The sequence below is a fragment of the Vallitalea sediminicola genome (genome assembly GCF_054408565.1).
In genome coordinates, this window is sequence record NZ_BTPT01000018.1 from 73,015 (window position 1) to 95,818 (window position 22,804).

The 22,804-nt window shown below is 29.1% G+C and carries 22 protein-coding genes and 1 pseudogene; 22 read left to right on the forward strand and 1 reads right to left on the reverse strand.

Annotated features, from left to right (window positions below; all coding sequences use genetic code 11):
• Positions 1-17: 17 nt before the first annotated feature.
• From ACX6CF_RS08395 to ACX6CF_RS08455, 13 genes are all read left to right on the forward strand, one after another.
• The gene (locus ACX6CF_RS08395; RefSeq protein ID WP_458784873.1) at positions 18-470 is read left to right on the forward strand and encodes an HIT family protein; all 453 of its coding nucleotides are present in this window, start codon (positions 18-20) and stop codon (positions 468-470) included.
• Between the two features lie 193 nt (positions 471-663).
• Positions 664-1,506 (forward strand): PhzF family phenazine biosynthesis protein, encoded by an 843-nt coding sequence (locus ACX6CF_RS08400; protein WP_458784874.1) that lies wholly within the window; start codon positions 664-666, stop codon positions 1,504-1,506.
• A gap of 51 nt (positions 1,507-1,557) precedes the next feature.
• Entirely contained in the window at positions 1,558-1,839 is a 282-nt protein-coding gene (locus ACX6CF_RS08405; protein ID WP_458784875.1) for a hypothetical protein, read from the forward strand.
• Positions 1,840-1,865: 26 nt separating this feature from the next.
• Complete coding sequence (locus tag ACX6CF_RS08410; RefSeq protein ID WP_458784876.1) at positions 1,866-2,417, forward strand: DJ-1/PfpI family protein; 552 nt, start codon at positions 1,866-1,868, stop codon at positions 2,415-2,417.
• Between the two features lie 427 nt (positions 2,418-2,844).
• On the forward strand, positions 2,845-4,335 hold the full coding sequence (hydG, locus tag ACX6CF_RS08415; protein ID WP_458784877.1) for a [FeFe] hydrogenase H-cluster radical SAM maturase HydG: 1,491 nt from the start codon (positions 2,845-2,847) through the stop codon (positions 4,333-4,335).
• The gene (locus ACX6CF_RS08420) at positions 4,328-4,552 is read left to right on the forward strand and encodes a hypothetical protein (protein ID WP_458784878.1); all 225 of its coding nucleotides are present in this window, start codon (positions 4,328-4,330) and stop codon (positions 4,550-4,552) included. The genes hydG and ACX6CF_RS08420 overlap by 8 nt, the downstream gene beginning before the upstream one ends.
• Positions 4,553-4,559: 7 nt before the next feature.
• Positions 4,560-4,814 (forward strand): TM1266 family iron-only hydrogenase system putative regulator, encoded by a 255-nt coding sequence (locus ACX6CF_RS08425; RefSeq protein WP_458784879.1) that lies wholly within the window; start codon positions 4,560-4,562, stop codon positions 4,812-4,814.
• Positions 4,815-5,260: 446 nt separating this feature from the next.
• Positions 5,261-5,839 (forward strand): glycerol-3-phosphate responsive antiterminator, encoded by a 579-nt coding sequence (locus tag ACX6CF_RS08430; protein WP_458784880.1) that lies wholly within the window; start codon positions 5,261-5,263, stop codon positions 5,837-5,839.
• 118 nt (positions 5,840-5,957) lie between these two features.
• Complete coding sequence (locus ACX6CF_RS08435) at positions 5,958-6,818, forward strand: hypothetical protein (RefSeq protein ID WP_458784881.1); 861 nt, start codon at positions 5,958-5,960, stop codon at positions 6,816-6,818.
• A 43-nt stretch (positions 6,819-6,861) separates the two neighbouring features.
• The gene (gene glpK / locus ACX6CF_RS08440) at positions 6,862-8,382 is read left to right on the forward strand and encodes a glycerol kinase GlpK (protein WP_458784882.1); all 1,521 of its coding nucleotides are present in this window, start codon (positions 6,862-6,864) and stop codon (positions 8,380-8,382) included.
• 203 nt (positions 8,383-8,585) lie between these two features.
• A complete protein-coding gene (locus tag ACX6CF_RS08445; RefSeq protein WP_458784883.1) occupies positions 8,586-9,086 on the forward strand; it encodes a metallophosphoesterase family protein in 501 nt (166 codons plus the stop codon).
• An 86-nt stretch (positions 9,087-9,172) separates the two neighbouring features.
• Entirely contained in the window at positions 9,173-9,637 is a 465-nt protein-coding gene (locus ACX6CF_RS08450) for a COG2426 family protein (RefSeq protein WP_458784884.1), read from the forward strand.
• 138 nt (positions 9,638-9,775) lie between these two features.
• A complete protein-coding gene (locus ACX6CF_RS08455; protein WP_458784885.1) occupies positions 9,776-10,873 on the forward strand; it encodes a VanZ family protein in 1,098 nt (365 codons plus the stop codon).
• A 146-nt stretch (positions 10,874-11,019) separates the two neighbouring features.
• Here ACX6CF_RS08455 and ACX6CF_RS08460 read toward each other — a convergent pair whose 3' ends face one another.
• Positions 11,020-13,008, reverse strand: coding sequence for an oxidoreductase (locus ACX6CF_RS08460; RefSeq protein ID WP_458784886.1), 1,989 nt, complete (start codon positions 13,006-13,008; stop codon positions 11,020-11,022).
• A gap of 234 nt (positions 13,009-13,242) precedes the next feature.
• Here ACX6CF_RS08460 and ACX6CF_RS08465 point away from each other — a divergent pair, with 234 nt between their 5' ends.
• The 9 genes and pseudogenes from ACX6CF_RS08465 to ACX6CF_RS08505 all read left to right on the forward strand — a co-directional run bounded on the left by ACX6CF_RS08465 (position 13,243) and on the right by ACX6CF_RS08505 (position 22,794).
• Entirely contained in the window at positions 13,243-13,830 is a 588-nt protein-coding gene (locus ACX6CF_RS08465) for a TetR/AcrR family transcriptional regulator (protein ID WP_458784887.1), read from the forward strand.
• Positions 13,831-13,979: 149 nt separating this feature from the next.
• Positions 13,980-15,551, forward strand: a complete 1,572-nt coding sequence (locus ACX6CF_RS08470) for a methyl-accepting chemotaxis protein (RefSeq protein WP_458784888.1) — start codon at positions 13,980-13,982, stop codon at positions 15,549-15,551.
• Between the two features lie 325 nt (positions 15,552-15,876).
• Positions 15,877-17,100 carry a hypothetical protein gene (locus ACX6CF_RS08475; protein WP_458784889.1) on the forward strand — a complete coding sequence of 408 codons (1,224 nt, stop codon included), beginning with the start codon at positions 15,877-15,879 and terminating at the stop codon, positions 17,098-17,100.
• A gap of 118 nt (positions 17,101-17,218) precedes the next feature.
• Positions 17,219-18,457, forward strand: coding sequence for a hypothetical protein (locus ACX6CF_RS08480; protein ID WP_458784890.1), 1,239 nt, complete (start codon positions 17,219-17,221; stop codon positions 18,455-18,457).
• A 19-nt stretch (positions 18,458-18,476) separates the two neighbouring features.
• Positions 18,477-19,172 carry a response regulator transcription factor gene (locus ACX6CF_RS08485; RefSeq protein ID WP_458784891.1) on the forward strand — a complete coding sequence of 232 codons (696 nt, stop codon included), beginning with the start codon at positions 18,477-18,479 and terminating at the stop codon, positions 19,170-19,172.
• Positions 19,169-20,644: a sensor histidine kinase gene (locus tag ACX6CF_RS08490; RefSeq protein ID WP_458784892.1), complete on the forward strand. Its 1,476-nt coding sequence runs from the start codon at positions 19,169-19,171 to the stop codon at positions 20,642-20,644. Before ACX6CF_RS08485 ends, ACX6CF_RS08490 begins: the two co-directional genes overlap by 4 nt.
• A gap of 448 nt (positions 20,645-21,092) precedes the next feature.
• Positions 21,093-21,158, forward strand: a pseudogene (locus ACX6CF_RS08495) (hypothetical protein); the annotation flags it as partial.
• 171 nt (positions 21,159-21,329) lie between these two features.
• Positions 21,330-22,007 (forward strand): MBL fold metallo-hydrolase, encoded by a 678-nt coding sequence (locus ACX6CF_RS08500; protein WP_458784893.1) that lies wholly within the window; start codon positions 21,330-21,332, stop codon positions 22,005-22,007.
• Positions 22,008-22,050: 43 nt separating this feature from the next.
• The gene (locus tag ACX6CF_RS08505; RefSeq protein ID WP_458784894.1) at positions 22,051-22,794 is read left to right on the forward strand and encodes a 4'-phosphopantetheinyl transferase family protein; all 744 of its coding nucleotides are present in this window, start codon (positions 22,051-22,053) and stop codon (positions 22,792-22,794) included.
• The last annotated feature ends 10 nt before the right edge of the window (positions 22,795-22,804 follow it).

Here is a 22,804-nt window from a genome sequence, read left to right on the forward strand (position 1 = left end):
ATTGTGGAGGGAAAACAATGAATAATGAAATATGTAGAATCTGTAAAAAACATGACGTTAATAATGGAGCAGTATATCAGGATGAACTAATATATGTAAGTCACTATACCCCGTATCCAGATAGAGATGATAATTATCTTGGGTATTATTTCATTGAATCAAAGAGACATTTTAAAGGGATGCATAACGCAACTAATGAAGAAATGTCTAAAATTGGAATAATGTTGAAAAATATTAGTAAGGCATTAATGACAGTACCTAATATAGAGCAGGTATATTCTTTTATAATAGGTGAAGGAATTGATCATTTTCATATTCATGTCGTTGGAAGGTATAAAAATACACCAAGAGAATATTATGGATCAAGAGTAGATGACTGGCCAGATGCACCAAGGGGTAATATTAGTGAAATAACAATGTTGAATGAACATATTAAAAGTAAGCTAAGGGAAATATATATCAATTTATAATGGGGTAACTAAATTGTTTATTATTATAAATATGGTGTATATTATAAAAATGATTGATGAATAAATATTAAATTTGGTAACATGAATTTTCAGAATTTAAAATTGAGAATAGATTCCCAAAAAGTGGAGATATAGGTCTTATGAATGAAAAAGAAAAACAGTGAAAAAACTATAGGATTGGAGATTTTAATATATGAAATTAGAAACATACCGATTAAGTTCATTTTCACAAACAGTGGAAGGGGGGAATCCCGCAGGTGTAATTCTTAATGCTGATAATTTAGATGAAGGATCAATGTTGGAAATAGCTTCTAAGATAGGATATTCTGAAACAGCATTCGTTTCACATTCAAAAGTAGCTGATTACAAAGTAAGGTTTTTTACTCCTATAAACGAAGTAGATCTATGTGGTCATGCGACTATTGCAACATTTAATCTACTAAGGGATTTACAGATTTTATCATGTGGTAAATATACGCAAGAAACAAAAGCTGGAGTACTTAACATAATTATTAATGATTATGATGTATTTATGGAACAAAATAGACCAGTATTTTCTGATATAATAAGCTTAGAAGAAATAAATTGTTGTTTTAAAGCATCTATTCTAACGAATATTGAAAATAGACCTATTCAGATTGTTTCTACAGGTATGAGAGATATAATGTTACCAGTAAAGAGTTTGACCATGCTTAATGAATTACAGCCTAATTTTGATGAGATCATTATGTTAAGCAAGAAGTATGATGTATCTGGAATTCATACTTTTACACAAAAAGGAGTAACAAAAGCAAATGCCATTTGTAGAAATTTTGCACCTAGAGATGGAATAGATGAAGAGTCTGCAACGGGGACTTCAAATGGAGCTTTGGCTTGTTATTTAAATAGGTATAGCAATAATACTAATTCAGAATATTTATTTAAGCAAGGGTATAGTATGAATAAGCCCTCTGAGATAAAAGTAGAATTACAATATAATAAAAATAATATCGATAAAGTATATGTAGGTGGTAATGCAGTAAGGATAGAAGGTTAATAAATATAATAAGAAGTGAAATAATGACTATTACTTTAGGCAGAATACAATTTGGATAGACAATCTATGTTTATAATGAATATGAAAAGAAAACAGTTAATTATTGAAAATGGCTATATAAAATCAACAAAATATATTGATAGATTCAATGATGATTATTCATCAGGACCGTTTAATATAAATGAATCAATAAAAACGGATGATAAAGAAGAAATACCGATATGGGTATATTTGGCTGGAGGTGGAGACTTCTATGTTGAGTATGATAATATGGAAGAAACAGCTAAAGAATTGGAGTGGGCACTATTAGTAAAGGTAGAGTTTACTAACTGATTTTAAATATAAGGAGATGAGATAATTTGAAAACATACGTTTTAATATATGAAGACTTCGCTCATTTTGAAGTGATTTTAGCAAGTTATTTATTAAAGACTAAAGGTGAAATTATTACAGTGGGTATTAATAAAGATGTAGTTACTTCTACTGAGGGATATAAAATAGTTCCAGATATAACTATTGACGATGTTGTGATTAATGATGTAGATGTTTTGATTATCCCTGGAGGAGATCCCAATGAACTATATGATTATGATGGAGTATACAGATTAATTAGTGAAATATATGATAAAAATAAGATAATTGGTGCTGTATGTGCGGGTCCTATTCATCTTGCAAAGGCTAGTATACTTAATGGTAAGAAATATACCACATCATTAGATGTAAGTGAATATGGTGAATTTGATAGTTCTAAGTATGTAGATGAGAATGTGGTTGTAGATGGTAATATAATAACTGCCAAAGCATCAGGATATGTTGATTTTGCAATAGAAATTGGGAAAGTAATGGATATATATGAGGATGAAAATGATTTGATGGAAACTATACAGTTTTTTAAATATTTTAAGTCGTAGAACAGGAGCAATTAATAGAAAAAATGGGAACCATTTGAGATTAACAAAAGTGAATATAATGAATTAGTAGAATATTTATGTGCAATATCGATGCATATGAGAGATGATGATGTATGTCAATTACAAACACATGTGCACTTTTGATATAATCCTATGTGTATTGACAAGAAATAAACAAAGTGATATCATTAATTTAGAATGATTTTCAGTTTTTCTTAGAAGTATCTTCGATGAACTGAATGTAAAATCAAAGACCTTACAGAAAAGAGATATCTTATTTGATAGGAATTTGTGCAGAATTGTTATTTAACAGTTCTTTCGAGCTGTTTTTTCTTTGCATGACTTCCTTTGTGGAAGTTTTTTTGTTATATAGGAAAGTTAGCTACTCTTTGTTCTGGAGATCTATATATTATAGGAGGTTATACAGATGGACACAAAAAGTTGGATAAACCAAGTTATAAAACAAGATGAAATTGATAAGTACTTAATTAACGGTGAAGACTTTATTAAAGAAAATGAAATACATAATAAGTTAAATACTAATAAAGACTGTAGCAAAGAAAGAGTTAGAGCTATCATTGACAAATCTTTATCAATACAAAGATTAAGTTTTGATGAAACAGCAACGTTACTTAATGTTAATGATGAAACTATGTGGGAAGAAATGTACGAAGCTGCAGCAGAAGTTAAAAGAAGGGTTTATGACAACAGGATTGTCTTTTTTGCACCTCTTTATTGTGGAAATCTATGTGTTAACAGTTGTAGATACTGTGGATTCAGAAAAGAAAATTCAGCTGAAGAGAGAAAAGTATTAACTGTTGATGAGATAAGAAAAGAAACAGATTATATTCTTAGCCAGGGACATAAAAGAGTTATTGTAGTATACGGTGAGCATCCTAAAACTGATGCTAAATATATAGCTGAAAGTATGAAAACAGTATATGATGTTAAGAAAAAATCAAACAATGGAAAGAATTCATATATCAGAAGAATCAATGTTAATGCCGCTCCTATGAGTGTAGAAGATTTGAAAATGTTAAAAGAAGTAGGAATAGGTACATATCAAGTTTTTCAAGAAACATATCACAAAGAAACATATAAATCAGTTCATCCAGCAGGATTAAAAGCTAATTATAGATGGAGATTATACTCCCTTCATAGAGCAATGGATGCAGGTATTGATGATGTAGCGATAGGAGCTCTTTTTGGACTTTATGATTGGCGTTTTGAAGTTATGGGATTGTTATATCATGCTGATGACCTTGAAAAACAATTTGGTATAGGACCTCATACAATCTCATTCCCAAGACTTACACCAGCATCAGGTTCAGAACTTAGTATAGCTTCCAAATATCTAGTTAATAATAAAGATTTTAAAAAAATAGTTACAGTTCTACGACTTGCAGTACCTTACACTGGATTAATAATTACTGCACGTGAAAATCCAGAAGTAAGAGATGAAGTTGTAAAAGTTGGATGTACACAATTAGATGCTTCTACAAAAATAGGTATAGGTGCTTATGATAAAGCTGCTAACAATGAAGAAGAAGATAAACAACAATTTACTATTGGAGATGGAAGAACTCTTGATGAAGTAGTTAATAAACTTGCTGAGATGGGCAAAATCACTTCTTTCTGTACTGCTGGTTATAGATGTGGTAGAACAGGAGATAAAATAATGAATCTATTAGAAAGCGGAACAGAAGGTAAATTCTGTAAATTAAATGCTGTACTCACATTTAGAGAATATCTTGATGATTATGCTTCAGAAGAGACTAAAAAAATAGGTGAAGAACTTATTAAAAAAGAACTAGAAGAAATTAACAACATGGAATTCTATAAGAATAATAAATTATTGAGTGTGATAAATGATTATTACAAAAGAATTTCCGAAGGAGAAAGAGATCTATATGTATAGAGAAAAACTTGAGGATATTGTCAAGGATATTCAACGTGAATTTAATGTTGAATTAGCAATCTGTGAAGTATTTAAAAGAAGATGGTCATATATTACAGGAACTAAAAATTATGTAAGTGGGAGATATAGAATAAATATAGATGAAAAATATGGTATAATAGTTAATTGTGAAGAGCAAGATGTAGATAAAATAAAGAAGTATATCAAGAAAGGATAAGATTTCATTGAAAAGAGTTGCTGTAATAAGTGCTATATTAGAACGACCAGAAGACACACAAAACACCTTTAATGCTATAGTTTCTTCATATAAAGATTTGGTGAAAGGTAGAATGGGGTTACCTTTGATCGAAGAAGGAATTTCAGTTATTAGTATTACAGTAGTTGGTGAAATTAATGATATTAACAGTTTAAATGGTAAGTTGGGGAAATTACCAAATACACAAGTTAAGACTTCTATATCTAAAAAAGAAATTGAGTAAATTAATTATTTATAACATAGTATTAAAATTGAATATTATATGTTTAGTTAAAGAAGTTGTTTTTTATAATAACTTCTTTTTCTATACAATATGGATGAAAATACTAAAAAAAATTATAATGACATTGAATTATTAAATGTATTAATGAAGTATATTGTTTTGTTAATAAAATATAATAAAATAAATCTTACTAATAAATATTTAATAAAGATATAAATTATTAATTAACTATAATTATTGTTGATATGTAAAAATAATATAATATTCAGCAAAGTCATTGACATATGGTACATACTAATGTAAAATAAAACGTAGAAAACATAATACCCGGTTGGAGAGAATGGAGAACCACACAAGTAGACCTATTAATAGGTTGACTTAGTGTGGTTTTTTTATGTCCAAAATATTATGATTAAGTACATTTTATGTACATAGGAGATGTTGTAATGAATAATAAACCAGTTAATAGTTTTCATAATCAAACAGAAATGAACCCTATTATTGCAGCAGTTAATCATTTGGATAAACTTGACTTAGCTATAAAATCACCTTGTAAAGTTATTTTTTTACTGACAGGCAGTATCTTCAATTTAAAGGAAATAGTGCAAAAAGTAAAAGATAATAATATGGATATATATATCCATTTTGACTTGTTACAAGGGTTTGCTAAGGATTCAATAGCACTTGATTATATTAGTAAAGAAATCAAGCCTGATGGAATTATTACAACAAAAAGCAATCTCATAAAAAAAGCAAAGAATTTGAATTTATGGGCAATACAAAGACTTTTTATTTTCGATTCCAAATCATTGGAAACTGGAATTAATTCTGTAAACTTGACAAAACCAGATACAATAGAGATTCTACCTGGAGCCATACCTAAAATAATTAACGAGATATATGACCGAACTAAGATACCTTTAATAGCTGGAGGTCTAATAAGAAATAAGGAAGATGTAATTGAGTGCCTTAAGGCTGGTGCTGAAGGGATTTCTGCTAGTACAGAAGAAATTTGGTACATGTAAGTTTAGAGGCAAACATTTACATAAAAAACCAAAACTAGGTAGGAGGGCAGAATATGTGTTGAGTTTTGGGTAATGTAATGAAGGTAATTAAAAACATTTATCGAAAGGAGAGAGTTTTTTGAGTCTAGAATTAATTTTGATTGCGTTTGGTGGAGGAGTTTTAGGTGCATTAATTGGAGCATTACCAGCTTTTATATTTACAGGTTTTGTAGGTCTCATTGGAATTGGGGTTGTATGTGCTGGAGGTCCTCCAACAATTTTGAATGATATAACTTTTGGGGCTTTCCTAGGACCACATATTGCTTTCGCAGGTGGGGTTGCGGCGGCAGCGTTCGCAGCTAATAAAAAGAAGTTATTGGATAGTGGAATGAATACCACAATACCATTAAATAAATTTCAAGATAAGAGTATATTAATTGTTGGAGGTGTATTTGGAGTATTAGGACAGTTGATTAATTACCTATATTCTTCAGTGTTGACTCTTCCAACTGATACTATCGCAATGACTGTAGTTACATCGGGAATAATTGCTAGATTAGTTTTTGGTAACACAGGATTATTTGGTGTAAGAAATTCAGGTACAGCAGAAATAGCAGCAACTTCTGAAGTGAAGAGAAGTATATTACCAACATCAAAAACAGTGACTTATGATATTATCATGGCTTTGGGATTAGGGTTAGTAGTTTCTTATATAGCAATAATCACTAAAATAGCACCTATTGGTTTTTGTGTTAGTGCGGCATCTCTAATATTTGTGCAAATGGGATTTTCTGTTCCAGCTACACATCATGTTACATCAATAGCAGGATTAGCAGGTTTTATGTCAGGAAGCATATATATTGGGGCACTTTTTGCAGTGTTAGCAACAATAATATTTGAAATTGTCGCATTAAACTTCAATAGTAATGCCGATTCACACATTGATCCACCAGCGGCATCAATATTCATTTGTGCTTTTATCATTATGGGGATATTTTAACAAAATATATTAAGATAGATATTAAAAATGGGAGGTCAAAATTATGAATAAAAAGTATATCATGGCATTAGATCAAGGAACAACTAGCTCCAGAGCAATAATATTCAATCATGAAGGTAAAATTGTTAATACAAGCCAAAAGGAATTTACTCAAATATATCCAAATCCAGGTTGGGTTGAGCATGATGCTATGGAAATATGGGCAACTCAAAGTGGAGTAGCAAGAGAAGTTCTAGAGTTGTCGGGAATAAGACCAGATGAGGTAGCTGCAATAGGTATCACTAATCAAAGAGAAACAACTGTCGTATGGGATAAAAATACTGGAAAACCAATTTATAATGCCATAGTATGGCAATGTAGAAGAACTGCAGATATATGTGATGGATTAAAAACAAAAGGATTAGAAGATTACATAAAAGAAAATACGGGACTTATATTAGATGCTTATTTCTCAGGAACTAAAGTAAAATGGATTCTTGACAATGTTGAAGGAGCTAGAGAAAAAGCAGAAAATGGAGATTTGTTATTTGGTAATATCGATACATGGTTAATATGGAATCTTACTAGAGGTAAAGTACATGTAACTGATTATTCTAATGCATCTAGAACAATGTTGTATAATATTAAGGAATTGAAATGGGATGAAACAATACTTGACGAATTAGGTATACCAGCTTCTATGTTGCCTGAGGTAAGACAATCAAGTGAAATTTATGGTCACACTGATCCTAAGACTTTTGGAGGAGCCGAAATACCAATTGCAGGTATAGCTGGAGATCAGCAAGCAGCATTATTCGGTCAAGCATGTTTTCTACCAGGTATGGCTAAAAACACATATGGAACTGGATGTTTCATGTTAATGAATACAGGACAGGAAATGGTTATGTCAGATAGCGGATTATTAACAACTATAGCATGGGGAGTAGATGGAAAAGTAGAATATGCACTTGAAGGAAGTATCTTTGTAGCGGGTGCATCTGTACAATGGCTTAGAGATGAATTGAAATTAGTTGAAAATGCTAAGGATACTGAGTATTTTGCCACTCAAGTAGAGGATACTAACGGAGTGTATGTAGTTCCTGCATTTGTAGGACTTGGTGCTCCATATTGGGATATGTATGCCAGAGGAACTATTGTAGGTCTTACACGTGGAGCCAATAAGAATCATATCATAAGAGCTACATTAGAATCAATAGCTTACCAATCAAGAGACGTACTTGAAGTAATGCAGGAAGATTCAGGAATAGAACTACAAGCTCTAAAAGTTGATGGTGGTGCAGTAGCAAATAATTTCTTGATGCAATTCCAATCAGATGTATTAGGAGTTGCAGTAGATAGACCTGTAGTCACTGAAACTACAGCTCTTGGTGCAGCATTCTTAGCTGGTTTAGCAGTTGGATTCTGGAATAGTAAGCAAGAGATTGCTGATATGTGGGCTATAGATAGACATTTTGAACCTGCCATGGAAAATGATTATAAAGAAAAGAAATATGCAGGATGGAAAAAAGCAGTTAAAAGATCATATCTATGGGAAGATCCAGAAGGAGAAAAGATAGGAAGCTGATATAATTATTGATAAGTTATAGATTGTTGTTTACTTAAAATAAGGTCAATGTTCAAAAAAATAAGCTAATATATAATGATTAGCTTATTTTTTGTGTTATAAAGTAGAAAATAAATAGAGTCGATATGAATTAAGAAAATATTAAAATTCACTATTATTTATCACTAATAAGATTTATAATTTATGATAAAGGAGTTGAAAGAATGATTTATTTAATTAGCGATACACATTTTAATCAGAAAAGAATAATTGATTATGAAAACAGACCATTTGATTCAGTAAAAGAAATGAACAAACAATTAATCAAGAATTGGAATAATACAATATCTAATAAAGATACTATATACCATTTAGGTGATTTTGCATCTGGTAATCAGTCGGAAGTAAAAGATATATTTGACCAGCTTAATGGATATAAGGTGTTGATTAAAGGTAATCATGATAGATGTAACAGTAATATGTGGTGGCATACTATTGGATTTAATGATGTCATTGATGGAGGAATCATATTAGATAACTTTTACTTGTTGACACATGAACCTATGTATATGAACTTAAATATGACACCTTATGTCAATATTCATGGACATATTCATAGCAATAAAATGGAAGGAAATCAATATTTTAATGTTAGTGTAGAACACCACAATTATACACCTATAGCATTTGATAAGATAAAAGCAATGTATAAAAGCGATGAGTAATAATGATTACGTATATGAATAATTGTATATTATATGTAATATGGTAATATATGATAGTAAAATGAATAATAAGAATGGAGCCTTATATGGATAAATTATTACAAGTTTTTATTTCTTCAATGATTCCTATTGTTGAACAAAAAGGAGCAATCTTACTAGGTATTTTATCATATGACCTGAATGTATTACAAGTATTTATTGTAAGCTTAATTGGAAGTATTATACCAGCACCTTTCATACTTCTATTCTTCAATAAAATCTTTACTTGGATGAAAAAGTATAAAGCTTTTGCACATATTAATGATATCATTGATAAAAAGATATCTAAAAACTCTAAGAAAATTGAAAAGAGAAAAGAATTGGCTCTAATTATTTTTATAGGAATACCTTTACCGACAACAGGTATTTGGACGGGGAGTGCTGTTGCTGCTTTTTTGAATCTTGACTTTAAGAAGTCCATGATTTGTGTTACTTTAGGTGCTATAATCTCTGCTGTTTTAATAACGATAATATCTTTAACTTTCCCTTCATTATGGAGAATTAATTTTTAGTATATTTATTGAAAACTATAACTATCTATGTTATATTTATCTTTGCTTAGGTAGTTTGTTTTTTATCTTATAGGAAATACTATATTTTAAGACTGAAAATAAACATAAAATAAACATTATAAGAAAGGATTCATAAATATGGAATCGCATTTATATCCCATTCGTATTGCGCTTATTACTTTTCCAATATTAGCTTTTTTGGGGACAATCCCTTTTTTATTATACCAATATATAAAATATCATTACGTTAATAAAATCAGAGTATTAGTTACATATTCTTTCGTGCTATATTGCTTAACAGCATATTATATGGTTATATTACCATTACCAAAATCTAGTGATGTAATGAGTTTATTCCCAGCTGGCAGGCAGATATATCAACTTGTTCCATTTCAATTTATACTAGATATATTAAAGGATACCCAGGTAATATATAATGAACCAGCAACTTATATACATTTGTTGAAGGAACAAGCATTTTTGCAAGCAGCGTTTAATGTATTGCTGTTAGTACCTTTAGGTGTATATTTAAGATATTACTTTAGAAAGAGTTGGTTTAAGACTGTACTATTTGGATTTTTGATTTCATTATTTTTTGAGTTAACCCAATTAACTGGTCTATATGGATTTTACAATGCACCTTATAGGTTATTTGATGTAGATGACCTAATATTAAATACTATAGGATGCCTTCTAGGTTTTGTTATAGCTCCGTTATTTACTTTTTTTCTACCTAGTTCTAATAAATTAGATAAAGATGTAGATTTTGATAAGATGAAGGTTGGACTTATAAGAAGAGGATTAGCCTTTGTAATTGATTGGAGTATTATTAGTATTTTATGTAATACACAGAGACTCATTGAATATTTCTTTATAGTAATGATATATTTTGTAATAGGGGTATATTTTACTAACGGACGGACTATTGGAAAATTATTAACATCAATTAGAATTCAGGGAAAAGATACTAGAGTATCGTTCAAAGAGGTGCTATTAAGATATGGTTTCCTATATTATGGTTTTATTGGGATAAACATAATAGTAATTAATATAAGTCAAGGATTAGTAATGTTTCAAGTTATTATCTTTGGGGGGATTTTTGTTCTTGATGTCATAGTTGCAATTAGTATGTTAGTATCTATTGTTAAAGGAGAAAAACAATTCTTCTATGAAAAAATAAGTTGTACTAAAAATGTTATTAGTTATAAAAAAGATAAAGTTTCTCAAGAATCTTAGAATGCACTTTTAAATAAATCTAATCGTAGTTACTAAAACGATTAGTAGATTTATTATAATAGTGCATTCTATTTTTGAAGTTTTAAAAATTAAATTAACATTCTTCACTAATTAAGTGATGTAAGCGTTGATATATGAGATTTGGATTATAATTCTCTTGCTAATTCATAAGAATTCCATATAGCATACATAATATTATGTACCTTTTGTGAATCTCCAATATTATATACAGGAATGTCTTTTTCAAGTAATTCATCATACAGATGATTATTTTCTCTATACCCAATAGCAGAAATTATTGTATCAGCTGATATGTCATGAGCTCCTTCTGCATTTTTAACAGTAACTTCATTATTATCTACAGAAACTACCATTGTATTAGTTTTGATTTTTACATTATTATAGTCTAATAAGTCTTGTAACATGTATTGATTCATATGAGGTAATCCATGAGGTCCGCCTAATATATCATTAGCCATTTCAACAACTGTTACATTAGAACCTTTTCCAGCAAGCCATAAGCCTGTTTCACAACCAACTAAACCGCCGCCGATAATAACTACATCTTTACCAGCAGTAGCCTTACCAACTAAGATATCATTAGCTGAAACAATACCTTTTGCACCGTCAAAATTAGGTATTATAGGAGTTGAACCTGTGGCAACAATGATTTCATCAGCATTATAAGAATCTATATCAGTTATGTTTATATCACAATTCATTTTTATTGTAATATTCAATAATTCGAGCTGTCTCTTATACCAATTAACTAATGCTCTATCATATCTCTTAAAATCAGGAACACCACCTGGTATAAGATTTCCACCTAGATTATTGCTTTTCTCACATAGAGTAACTTCATGACCTCTTAGCGCTAATACTCTAGCTGATTCCATTCCAGCTACTCCACCACCAATGATAAGAAAATGTTTCTTTTTCATTGTAGGAGTAAGACCATATATTTTTTCGCGTCCACAAGCTGGATTAACAGCACAGCTAACAGGGGCGTTGGATATTCTTCCAAGACATCCTTCATGACATCCTAGACATGGCCGAATTTCATCTAACTTACCTGCGCGTATTTTTTTTGGATAATTTGAATCAGTTAATAATTGTCTACCTAAACCAATAATATCACAACTATCTTTTAAAGATTCAACTGCCATATCAGGATTTTCCATTCTACCAGCTAAAATAATTGGGACGTCAACGTTTTCTTTTAATATTTTTCCAAATTCACGATATGTACCTTCTTCAAAATACATAGGTGGATGATTCCAATACCATGAATCATAAGTTCCAGCATCTACATTAAGAGCATCATATCCAGCATCAACCAGAATCTTAGCGGCTTCAATACCTTCATCAATATCTCTTCCCACCTCTTCATATTCTTCTCCAGGAAGACCACCTTGTCTAAGACCTTTCATACAACTTTTCAAACTATATCTTAATGAAACTGGAAAATCATTTCCACATGCCTTTTTAATGCCTTTTACAATATCAGTGGCGATACGTAATCTGTTTTCTAATGAACCACCATATTCATCTGTTCTTTTATTAAAAAATGATATTGCAAATTGATCTAGCAAATAACCTTCATGAACAGCATGAATCTCCACGCCATCAAATCCTGATTTTTTAGAGATTACTGCGGCAGTAACAAACTTTTGAATTAATGTTTGAATTTCTTCTATAGTCATTTCTCTGTGTACGATATTAGGATCAAAACGGTTCTCATTTTCTGAAGGAGCAATATACTTATTTACGAATCCAGGTAAAGCACTTCGTCCAAGACCACCTGTAAGCTGAATAAATACTTTAGTGCCATAAGCATGGATACGTTCATTCATTTGATATGCTGAATGGATAAAAGCAAGAGGGGTTTGAGTAGGGCTAGGAAGACCAGCTTTCGCCATTTTTTCCATGTCCATATCTACATTACAGATACCTGTAATAATTAGACCTATTCCTCCTTTTGCTCTCTCAACATAGTAATCTTGGATTCTTTGATTTAGAGCTCCGTTTGCATCTGCATAACCAACAGGACCCATTGGTGCCATTGACAATTTGTTTTTGATCTTTACTTTTCCAATATACGTTGGAGTAAATAATTCTGGATAATAGTTTGCCATATAAGCCTCTCCTTTACAAATTATGATTCAACATAATAGTTTCACCGAATTAATTATGTTAAATTCAGTATAGTATATCCTATGGAAGTAGTCAAGGATTTTGTTTATTTTTTATCAATGTATAAATTTGTAAGAAGCTATTAATTATAGTAACAAAAAATTATCTTTTGTTGATTAATAGAGCATTATAATATATATTATTATGTAAGATAGTAAAAAGGAGATATACGAATTATGAAAAAGAAGACATCTAGAACTCTTCAAGCGGAAAGAACTAAGAGTCATATATTAGATGAGGCACTTAAGCTAATGAAATATAAAAATTTTGATGATATAAGTATCCAGGAAATTTGCGAAAGTTCAGGGGTATCTACTGGTGCTTTTTATCACCATTTCGGTAGCAAATCAGGTATTGTTGTTGCTGCTTATACACGTACTGATCAATTTTTTCAAGAAGAAGTCATTAAGAAAATAGATTCTTCAACTATAAAAAATGCGATTATAGGATATCTATGTGAACAAGGTCTCTATGCAAAAAATATGGGGGTAGATATAATTCGAAACATATACAAAGCACAAATGGATAACGCAAGTGCTTTCTTTCTTTCAGCTGAACGTGGATTACCAAAAGGTTTACACCAATTAGTTGAAAAAGGTTTAGGTAATGGAGAATTATCTTCGGATAAAACTGCAGATCAAATAACAGAAGAGTTACTAATTATTTCAAGAGGAATATTATATAATTGGGCAATTTGTTTTGGTGAATATGACATTTCTAAAAAGACATCTAATATTATTAAGGCATACTTACAGAGTATTTAGTATTATATAAGTAACTTGAATCTGATAATGTTGTTAAGGTTTTTTTAATATGATATAATAATTATTATAAGAAATATTGAAAAAATAAGGCCGATAAGAGCTTTATTTGTAAAAGCTTAACAATTTTATTAAGATTAAAGGAGTACATTATGAAAAAAGGTATCTTTTTGGGTGTTGTTTTAGGGGGTATATATTCCTTGATAGTTCTTGTTGCTTGTACTATAAAAGACGGAATGATAATTGGTATTTTAATTACAATGATGATATCAATAATCATAAGTATAGTATATGAAACAAATAAGCAGAAAAAGTATCAATCATTCATTAATTGTATTAAAAGAATTAATAATAATAATCTTATGTTTGATGTTACTGAATTGACAACTAGAGACAAAGCATGTGACAGGGAATTAAAACATTTGATATCTAATCTTAAATCAAGTTTTAAAGAACAAGTTTATATCTCTCAAAAAATTAATGAAATTTCAGCTCAGCTAACTGCTATATCAGTCAAACTTGATTCTTCCATGGATAGGGTGGCATCTTCAGCAAATTTGACATCAACAAATGGAGGAAAACAATTCATAATGCTCCAAGAAATAAGAGCCAAAATTGACCAAATATATGAAACAGTTTTCAATTTAAGTAGTAAAATGGATGAAACAGCATCCTATGCTTCTTCCACAATAAAAAGTGTGAAAAATGGTATAAAAGAAACCTCAGAAATTCAAGATAAAATAATAAATGTACAGGAATTATTCTCAAATATCAGTGGACAGATATCTGTGTTGAAAAATTATTCAGAGGAAGTAACCAATTTAAATAGTTTGGTATCTTCCATTGCAGAGCATACCAGTATGCTGGCTCTAAATGCTTCAATCGAAGCTGCACGAGCAGGGGAGCAAGGTAAAGGATTTACAATAGTTGCTAATGAAGTCAGCAGACTCGCAGCTGAAACTAATAATGTATCTAGTAGAATAAAAGAAGTAATTATGATTTTACAAAATGATCTACTTACTTTTGCAAAATCAATTGAAGATGGAAGCATTTCTGTTAACGAAAGTTATGAAGTAATTCTTAAGAATATAAATGATTTTAATAGTATTCAAGATTCATTAAATATTAGTATGGAAAAAATTAACCAAATGAGTAATTCAATTCAAGAGGTGAGGTTAAGCAGTGAAAATATAGCAGCTAATGTATTGGATATTACTTCATTTTCTGAAGAAATAACTTCCCAGATGCAAGAAACTGCGGCACAAGTAATAGTTCAAGATGAAGAATGTGAGACATTAAAAAATATCACAGGTGATCTTACTAATAGTGCTGATTCAATGTTACAGAATGTTGCCAACAAAGTAATGGAAGGTAAGATGCTTGAAGCTGTGAAACAGTTGAAAGTTGATACCAATAACCAATATTATCAAATCTCTAATGAAAATATAGATGTATTGATTCCAAAACTAGGTGTAGATGCTGTATACATAACTAATAATCAAGGAATTGTAGAATATTGCAATGCAAGAGAAGCTATTGGTTTAGATTTATTTAAAATAGATCCTATATATCAAAAGCTCAGAAATGGTAATGAAAAATATATTTCAACTCCAATAAAAAGACGAGTTGAAGATAATAAATATTATAAGTTCCTATCTATCATGGATGATGGAATAATATATCAAGTTGGATTAGCCCTTGAGACTATAACTAATTTTAAGTGATGTGGTTAGAAGGATTACTCAACCAATATTCTTTACAAGATAAGAATATTGGTTGAGTTTATTAATGTTATAGAATAGATATGCAATTATCATGTGTTTATAAAAAAGAGACATTTTAATTAATAATAAGAAAATCAGGTTGAATAATAATTGTATATTATTATATAATGTTACTCATGATTATGGGCAGTAATATAGAAATTCAAGTTAAAATTTATAATTTACAACTTAGAAACATTTTTAATATAGTTTTGAAAAATAATGATCTTATAATTTTTATAAATGGGAGATTAGATACTCATTTGAAAATTAAGGAGGATGTATAATGGATAAGATGAATTTTAGGAAAATCTTATGTGTTTTATTAATGGCAAGCATGACAACATGTAATTTAACTGCATGTAGTAATATTAATGCAAAAGGTGTGGATGAAGGAAGTATTGTTGTTCTAGATGATCAAGAGGAAGACATAAATAATATTTTGGCAATTAAGCAAATTATTGAAGTAAAAGATTTTGTAGGTTTCCATTGGTTAGATGATAATCGGATATTAGGAGTAGCTATTAATGATGGTATTAGAAATATAGCTATTTATAACAGTGAAGATGATACAACTGATAATTTAACTGATAATAAAGATATGAAAAATAAATGTTTTAAGTTTTGGCATGAAACAATTGGATGTATAACACAATATGATATACCTGAAGATTATGTTATATTTGAAGAAATAATGCTCAATAGAAATTATGAAGAACCGTATGCATTGTTGGTCTATGATATAAAAGAAGATGAATTAATTAGGATAGATGAAAATATTACAGATGATCAGCTTGTTGATGATACTCAATTATATTATGCAAAAGGATTTGAAGTATATAAGTATGATATGGTCAACAAACAGAAAACTGAAATAGAATTACCAGAAGAACTTAGTAGCAACTTAAAAGATTATTTTGATAGTTATGAAGAATATTTGGATATGCATTATGGTGAAGATAGAGAAGAATTAAGTGAGCTTGTTAAGGAGAGTTGTCTTGAAATATATAAAAACCATAAGAAAAATAATCACATTGAGAAGTTGAAAGTTAAAGGGAATGAATTAGAAATAGTTTCTTATAATCACAATAATTTTATTTTGAATATGAAAATTAATACTTTTAAAAAAGGTTACATAGAGTCAGATAATGTTCCTTATAAATATGTCAGTGAAATTAGTGATGTAGCAAAATTAATACAAGATAAGATACCTAGAGAATTGTGGAAGATAGATAATAAAGGTAATTCAGTAAAAATGATTGATAAAACTCATGATTTTGTGGGAGGTTTTTATTTATCCCCAGATAAAAATAAACTAATATATGAGCTGATTTACTCTAGGGGAGAAGAACGAAAATATATATATGATTTTAAGAGTGATAAGAAAGTGACTATATTTGGGGAGTATGAAGGTGCTTATTGGAATAAAGAATCTAATAAATTAGTTTGTGCACAATCTGTATTTTTTGCTGAAGAACTGAAATGTAAAATAGTAATTTTGAATGATTGAAAGTGAAAGTTTACAACTTAGAAATATTTATTATGTGATTTAGATAAAAGATTACTTTATAATTTTTATAAGGAGGTAATATATAATAACCTTACTAAGATTAAAGGAGAAATTAAGTATGAGAAGAGTAAAACGTAGTTTTAAGAAAACATTATGTATATTACTGACAGCAGGGATGGTAATAAGTAGTCTAACTGCATGTGGTAATGCTAAGGCAAAGGGAAGTGATAATGATAATGGCGAAGTGGTTGTTCTTGACAATCAGCAGAAAGATATAAATGATGTTTTAGCAATAAAACAAATTATTGAAGTAAAAGATTTTGCAGGTTTCCATTGGTTAGATGATAATCGGATATTAGGAGTAGCTATTAAAGATGGTATCAGAAATATAGCTATTTATAATGTAAGGGATAAGACAGTTGAAAATGTAACCAATAATAAGGATACTAATAAAGGGTTTGAATACTGGTATGAGCAAGCAAATTGCTTGGATCAATATAAGCTAAGCGAAAATTATGTTTTATTTATGGAACAGGTCATAGAGCAAAAAGATTCTTACATATCAGAACCTTACGCATTATTATTCTATGATATAAACGAGGGTAAGTTAATTAGGATAGATGGAAATGTAGTAAGTTCAAAATATATTAATGAAGATCAAATGTATTATACAAAAGGATTTCAAGTATACAGGTATGATATGGCAAGTAAACAAAAAATTGAAATAGAATTACCAGAAGAACTTATTAACAACTTAAAAGATTATTTTGATAGTTATGAGGAATACTTGGATTTGCATTATGGTGAAGATAGAGAAGAATTAAGTGAGTTTTCAAAGAAAATAAGTACTAAATTTTATGAAAATGAGAAGAAAAACAACAAAATTTGTAGGATACAAGTTAAAGGTTATGAATTAGAAGTAGTTTCTTGTAATGGTAAGAATTTTATTTTTAATATGAAAAATAATACGTTTAAGGAAGGGTATATAAAATCATATGATTATGATAAAGATGTCATAGAAATTGATGATGTAGCAAAGGTAATACAAAACAAGATACCTAGAGAATTATGGAAGACAGATGATAATGGCAATTTGATAAAAATGATTGATAAAACTCATGATTTTGTAGGAGGTTTTTATTTATCACCAGATAAAAGTAAATTAATATATGAAGCTATTTATCCTATGGGAGAGGAAAGAAAATATATATATGACTTTAAAAGTGATAAGAAAGTGACTATATTCGGTGAATGTAAATCTTTATGTTGGAATAAAGACTCAAACAAAATAGTGTGTTCAGAATCGGTGTATTTTTATAAAGAGTTAAGTTGTAAAATAGTAAATTTTAATGATTAATTATTAAGTGGGTGGAAAAATGACAAAAATTTTAGTAGCTGATGATGAAGAAAATATTACAGATGCAATAGCTTATGCTTTAAGCCGTGAAGGTTATCAAGTATATAAGGCATATGATGGTAGAGCAGCTCTTGACTTTATCAGAAAGGAGCAACCTGATATCCTTATTCTAGATATTATGATGCCAGAGTATAATGGTTACGATATATGCAGAAATATTGAAGATACTTCCAAGATGGGTATTATCATGCTTACTGCTAGGAGTACTCTGGTAGATAAAATATTGGGATTGGAACTAGGTGCTGATGATTATATTACTAAACCTTTTGAAATACAAGAATTATTAGCTCGTATTAGATCTCTTGAAAGACGAATCAATAAAAAGAATGATGTATCTAGAGAGCCAGTGGATGATAATATTTTAGTCATTGATGGTATTAAAGTTAATATATTAGAGAGAGTTGTATATATGGATAATAAACAGATTGATCTTAAGGCTAGAGAATTTGATTTGCTGGTTTTTTTAATGAAGAATGTAAAAATAACTTTTACAAGAGATATTATCTTAGATCGAGTATGGGATATGGATTATTATGGTAGTACACGGACAGTAGATATACATATCCAACGTATTCGTAAGCGGTTAGGGAAATACAGTAGATTAATAAAGACTATTCCCAAAGTAGGATATAAAATGTTGGAGCATATAGAATGAGAATCAGTATAAAACATAAACTAACAATTTTTATTATTTTTCTATTATTGATTAATTTAGTTCTTATTAGTATTTTAACAATGAAGGGTATTCGTACTAATCAGATGAAGGAATATGAAAGATATCTAAAAGAAAGTAGTAAAACAGCTAATCTATACATAAGAGAAAGATATCTAACTAGTGAAATTGAAGACTTTGAAACTTTTTATATAAAGCAAGCTTATGAATTAACCATTGAATTAGAACGTATTTTAGGTATTCACACAATTATTTTTGATAATCAAGGTAGACAGATTGGTAATGAGGTGTTTAAAGATTTTAAAAATGAGTATGGGGATATCATTACTAAAGCTTTGAATAACCAAATTTTATATAAAAAAATTGTTGATAAGATAATATATGTGGCACCAGTCTATGATTTTAATGGTCAGATTGGAGTTATGCAATTAGAATATAATCTTAATTTACAAAACAATTTTAATCAAGATACTTGGAAATTGTTTATCAAATTTGGCGTGATATCTATTGTTGTTACATTTATAATAGGGAGAGTATTTTTTATAAATATAGTAAATAAAATTAAAAAATTAAGAAAGTCTGTTAGGCTTATTGAAAAAGGACAATATGATATCAGCTCACTACTTATCAAAGATAAAGATGAATTTGGTGAATTAAGCACAGGGATACAAACTATGTCTTCACAGATACAAGAAAATATTAAGCAGCTTAGTGATGAAAAAGCTAAACTTCAATTGGCTTTAGAACATGTTCAAAAGTTAGAAAAGAAACAAAAAGAATTTATTGGCAATATAACACATGAATTCAAGACCCCCATTACTGTTATAAAAGCTCAGTTTGATTTAATGAATCTGTATAATGATGATGAAGATCTAATAGATAGATCCTATATCATTGTCGATAAGGAACTTAGTAGATTGAATCAAATGGTTGAGAAGGTATTGCACTTATCAAGTTTAGAAAAATATGATTTTGAAGTTGATAAACAGAAGATTGATACTCACATACTTTTAGAAGAAATCATAGAAAAATTGAGGGTCAAAGCTTCTAAGTATGGAATTGAATTTCATCACCAATTAGAGCCTTGTCAAGTATATATGGATAGAGAAAGTTTTATGATGATTTTCATTAATTTAATTGATAATGCAGTTAAATATAACATAACAAATGGTGAAATAAATATTACAAGTAGCGTTAACAAAGGGGTTAACCAAATTAAAATAGCTGATTCTGGAATCGGAATACCAGATGAACACAAAAAAAGGGTATTTGAACCTTTTTACACAGTTGATAAAAATAAATCCAAGAAATTATCAGGTACGGGTCTTGGATTAAGTTTAGTCAAGAAGATGCTTGAAAAACAAAATTCAACAATTTGTATTTTGGATTCCAAGAAGGGGACCGTATTTCAAGTTAATATTCCTTTAAGCAAAAATGAAAAAGTATGTAAATAAATTAAGTTGTCTAATCTATTGATCAATAATAGTTTAGATAGCTTATTTATTAATCTGTACTTATTCTATAAATAAACTAATTTGAAGAGATAAGGTAAGGTGTACAATGGAAAAGAGATTGGTGAAAATTAGTGCGAATACATTTATGATTATAGTAATTTTAATCGTAAAGCATGAATCAAATCATGAAGTTATGATGATAAATAGTTTGAAAATATATCAAATTATATGATATAATGGCAAATAAGGAAGTTATTTAAAAACTAATAAAGCTGATGTAATATAAAAAATAAACTGTAAAAAATATAAGGAGAAAATATGGATTATAGTGTACTAAATAATTTATTAAAAGTTACCCAAGAATTAAATTTACCATATGTTGAAATTAAGACAGATGAACTTTATTTAAAAGTCAAAAATAACTGTAATTGAACAATAAAAAGGAAAGACCTTAGAGGAAAATATAACTATAAACTTTGGAAAGACTATGCCGGAAGGTTATAGAAAATCTTAAAGTGCGCAAAAGAATGTATTTTCAAGGAAATAAAGGTGAGGATATTACAAGAGTTAAAGGAATGACTATCATTGGATAAAGAAGATTAATGCAAAAACGATACAGTGAATACAGAGCTATAGGTAAAGTATGAAGAACAAGATAATATATAGTATGAAAGGGTAAAATTGAATGGACCAAACATATCAAATGGTTACTTTAAAACTTAGACATAATTATTTCAAAAATTATGTTTATATTATAATAGATAATGAAACTCGTTATGGAGCTATAATAGATCCTACTTGGGAATTGAATGAAATCGAGAAGACAATAACTAAGTATCAAATAGAGCTAAAAAGTATTTTAATAACTCACGCACATTATGATCATATAAATTTAGTAAATCCTTTGGTTGATAAGTATGATGTAGATGTATATATATCAGCAGATGAATCAGAATGCTTTGGTTTTACTTGCAAGAATCAGATAAGAATAAATGATAATCAAGTATTGAAATTAGGCAATACATCAATTAAGTGTATGCTTACACCTGGACATACAATAGGAAGTACCTGTTTCTTATGTGAGAAGCATATATTTACTGGGGATACACTATTTAGTGAAGGGTGTGGTTTATGTACATCCTATAGTGGTTCTGCTGAAAAGATGTATCATAGTATTCAGAAGATAAAAAAGGAGATAGCAGGTACTATAAGAGTGTACCCTGCTCATTCCTATGGATTAAAACCAGGACATAAGTTAGATTATCTTAAGTACAATAACATATATCTTATATTGGAAGATAAGCAGACATTCATAGATTTTAGAATGAGGAAAAACCAGAAGGATTTATTCAATTTCTGCTAATTTAAAAGGTTGAATCAAGATTATACTACTAGTGGAGGTAATGATGAAATATACAGATATAACGACAGAATTGGTTGAAAACAATAAATCAATACCAATAACAATGAGCTTTTGTTCTTTAAAAAACATTGATTGTATAGAAAATGAGTTTATTGATACATATTTAAACATGGACGAAAAAGATTATTACAACAAACTAAAATATGATGCTAGAAAAACTTCTTATCTATTGGGCAGAGTATCTTCCAAAAGAGCTATTGCATCTTATATGGATTGTAATGATTATAAAAGTATATCCATAGAAAAAGGAATATTTTGTAATCCTATTGTCAAATGTAATAATCATAACATCACTGTGACTATTACCCATACTAAACATATAGGAATGGCCGCAGCTACAAAAGAATTTTATCCAATAGGGATAGACATTGAAGGAATTGATAAACATTATACAAAAGCAATAAAGACACAATTGACTGATAAAGAAATACAATTAGTAGAACAACATTCATTGGGAGCAGAAGTGGGATTTGTAACTCTATGGACTATAAAAGAAGCACTATCAAAAGTGCTGAGAATAGGGTTTTTAACATCTTTGAAAACATATGAAGTTGAACGTATAGAAGGTGATGATTATTGTATAAATGGTTCTTACAAAAATTTTAAGATGTTCAAATCTACAACTTATAAGGTCGATAAATATTTAGTTACTATATGTTATCCATCTAAATGTGACTTAAAGCTTAATTATGAAACAGTTTATAATGCAATAATAAATAATTTATAGTTATATAGGG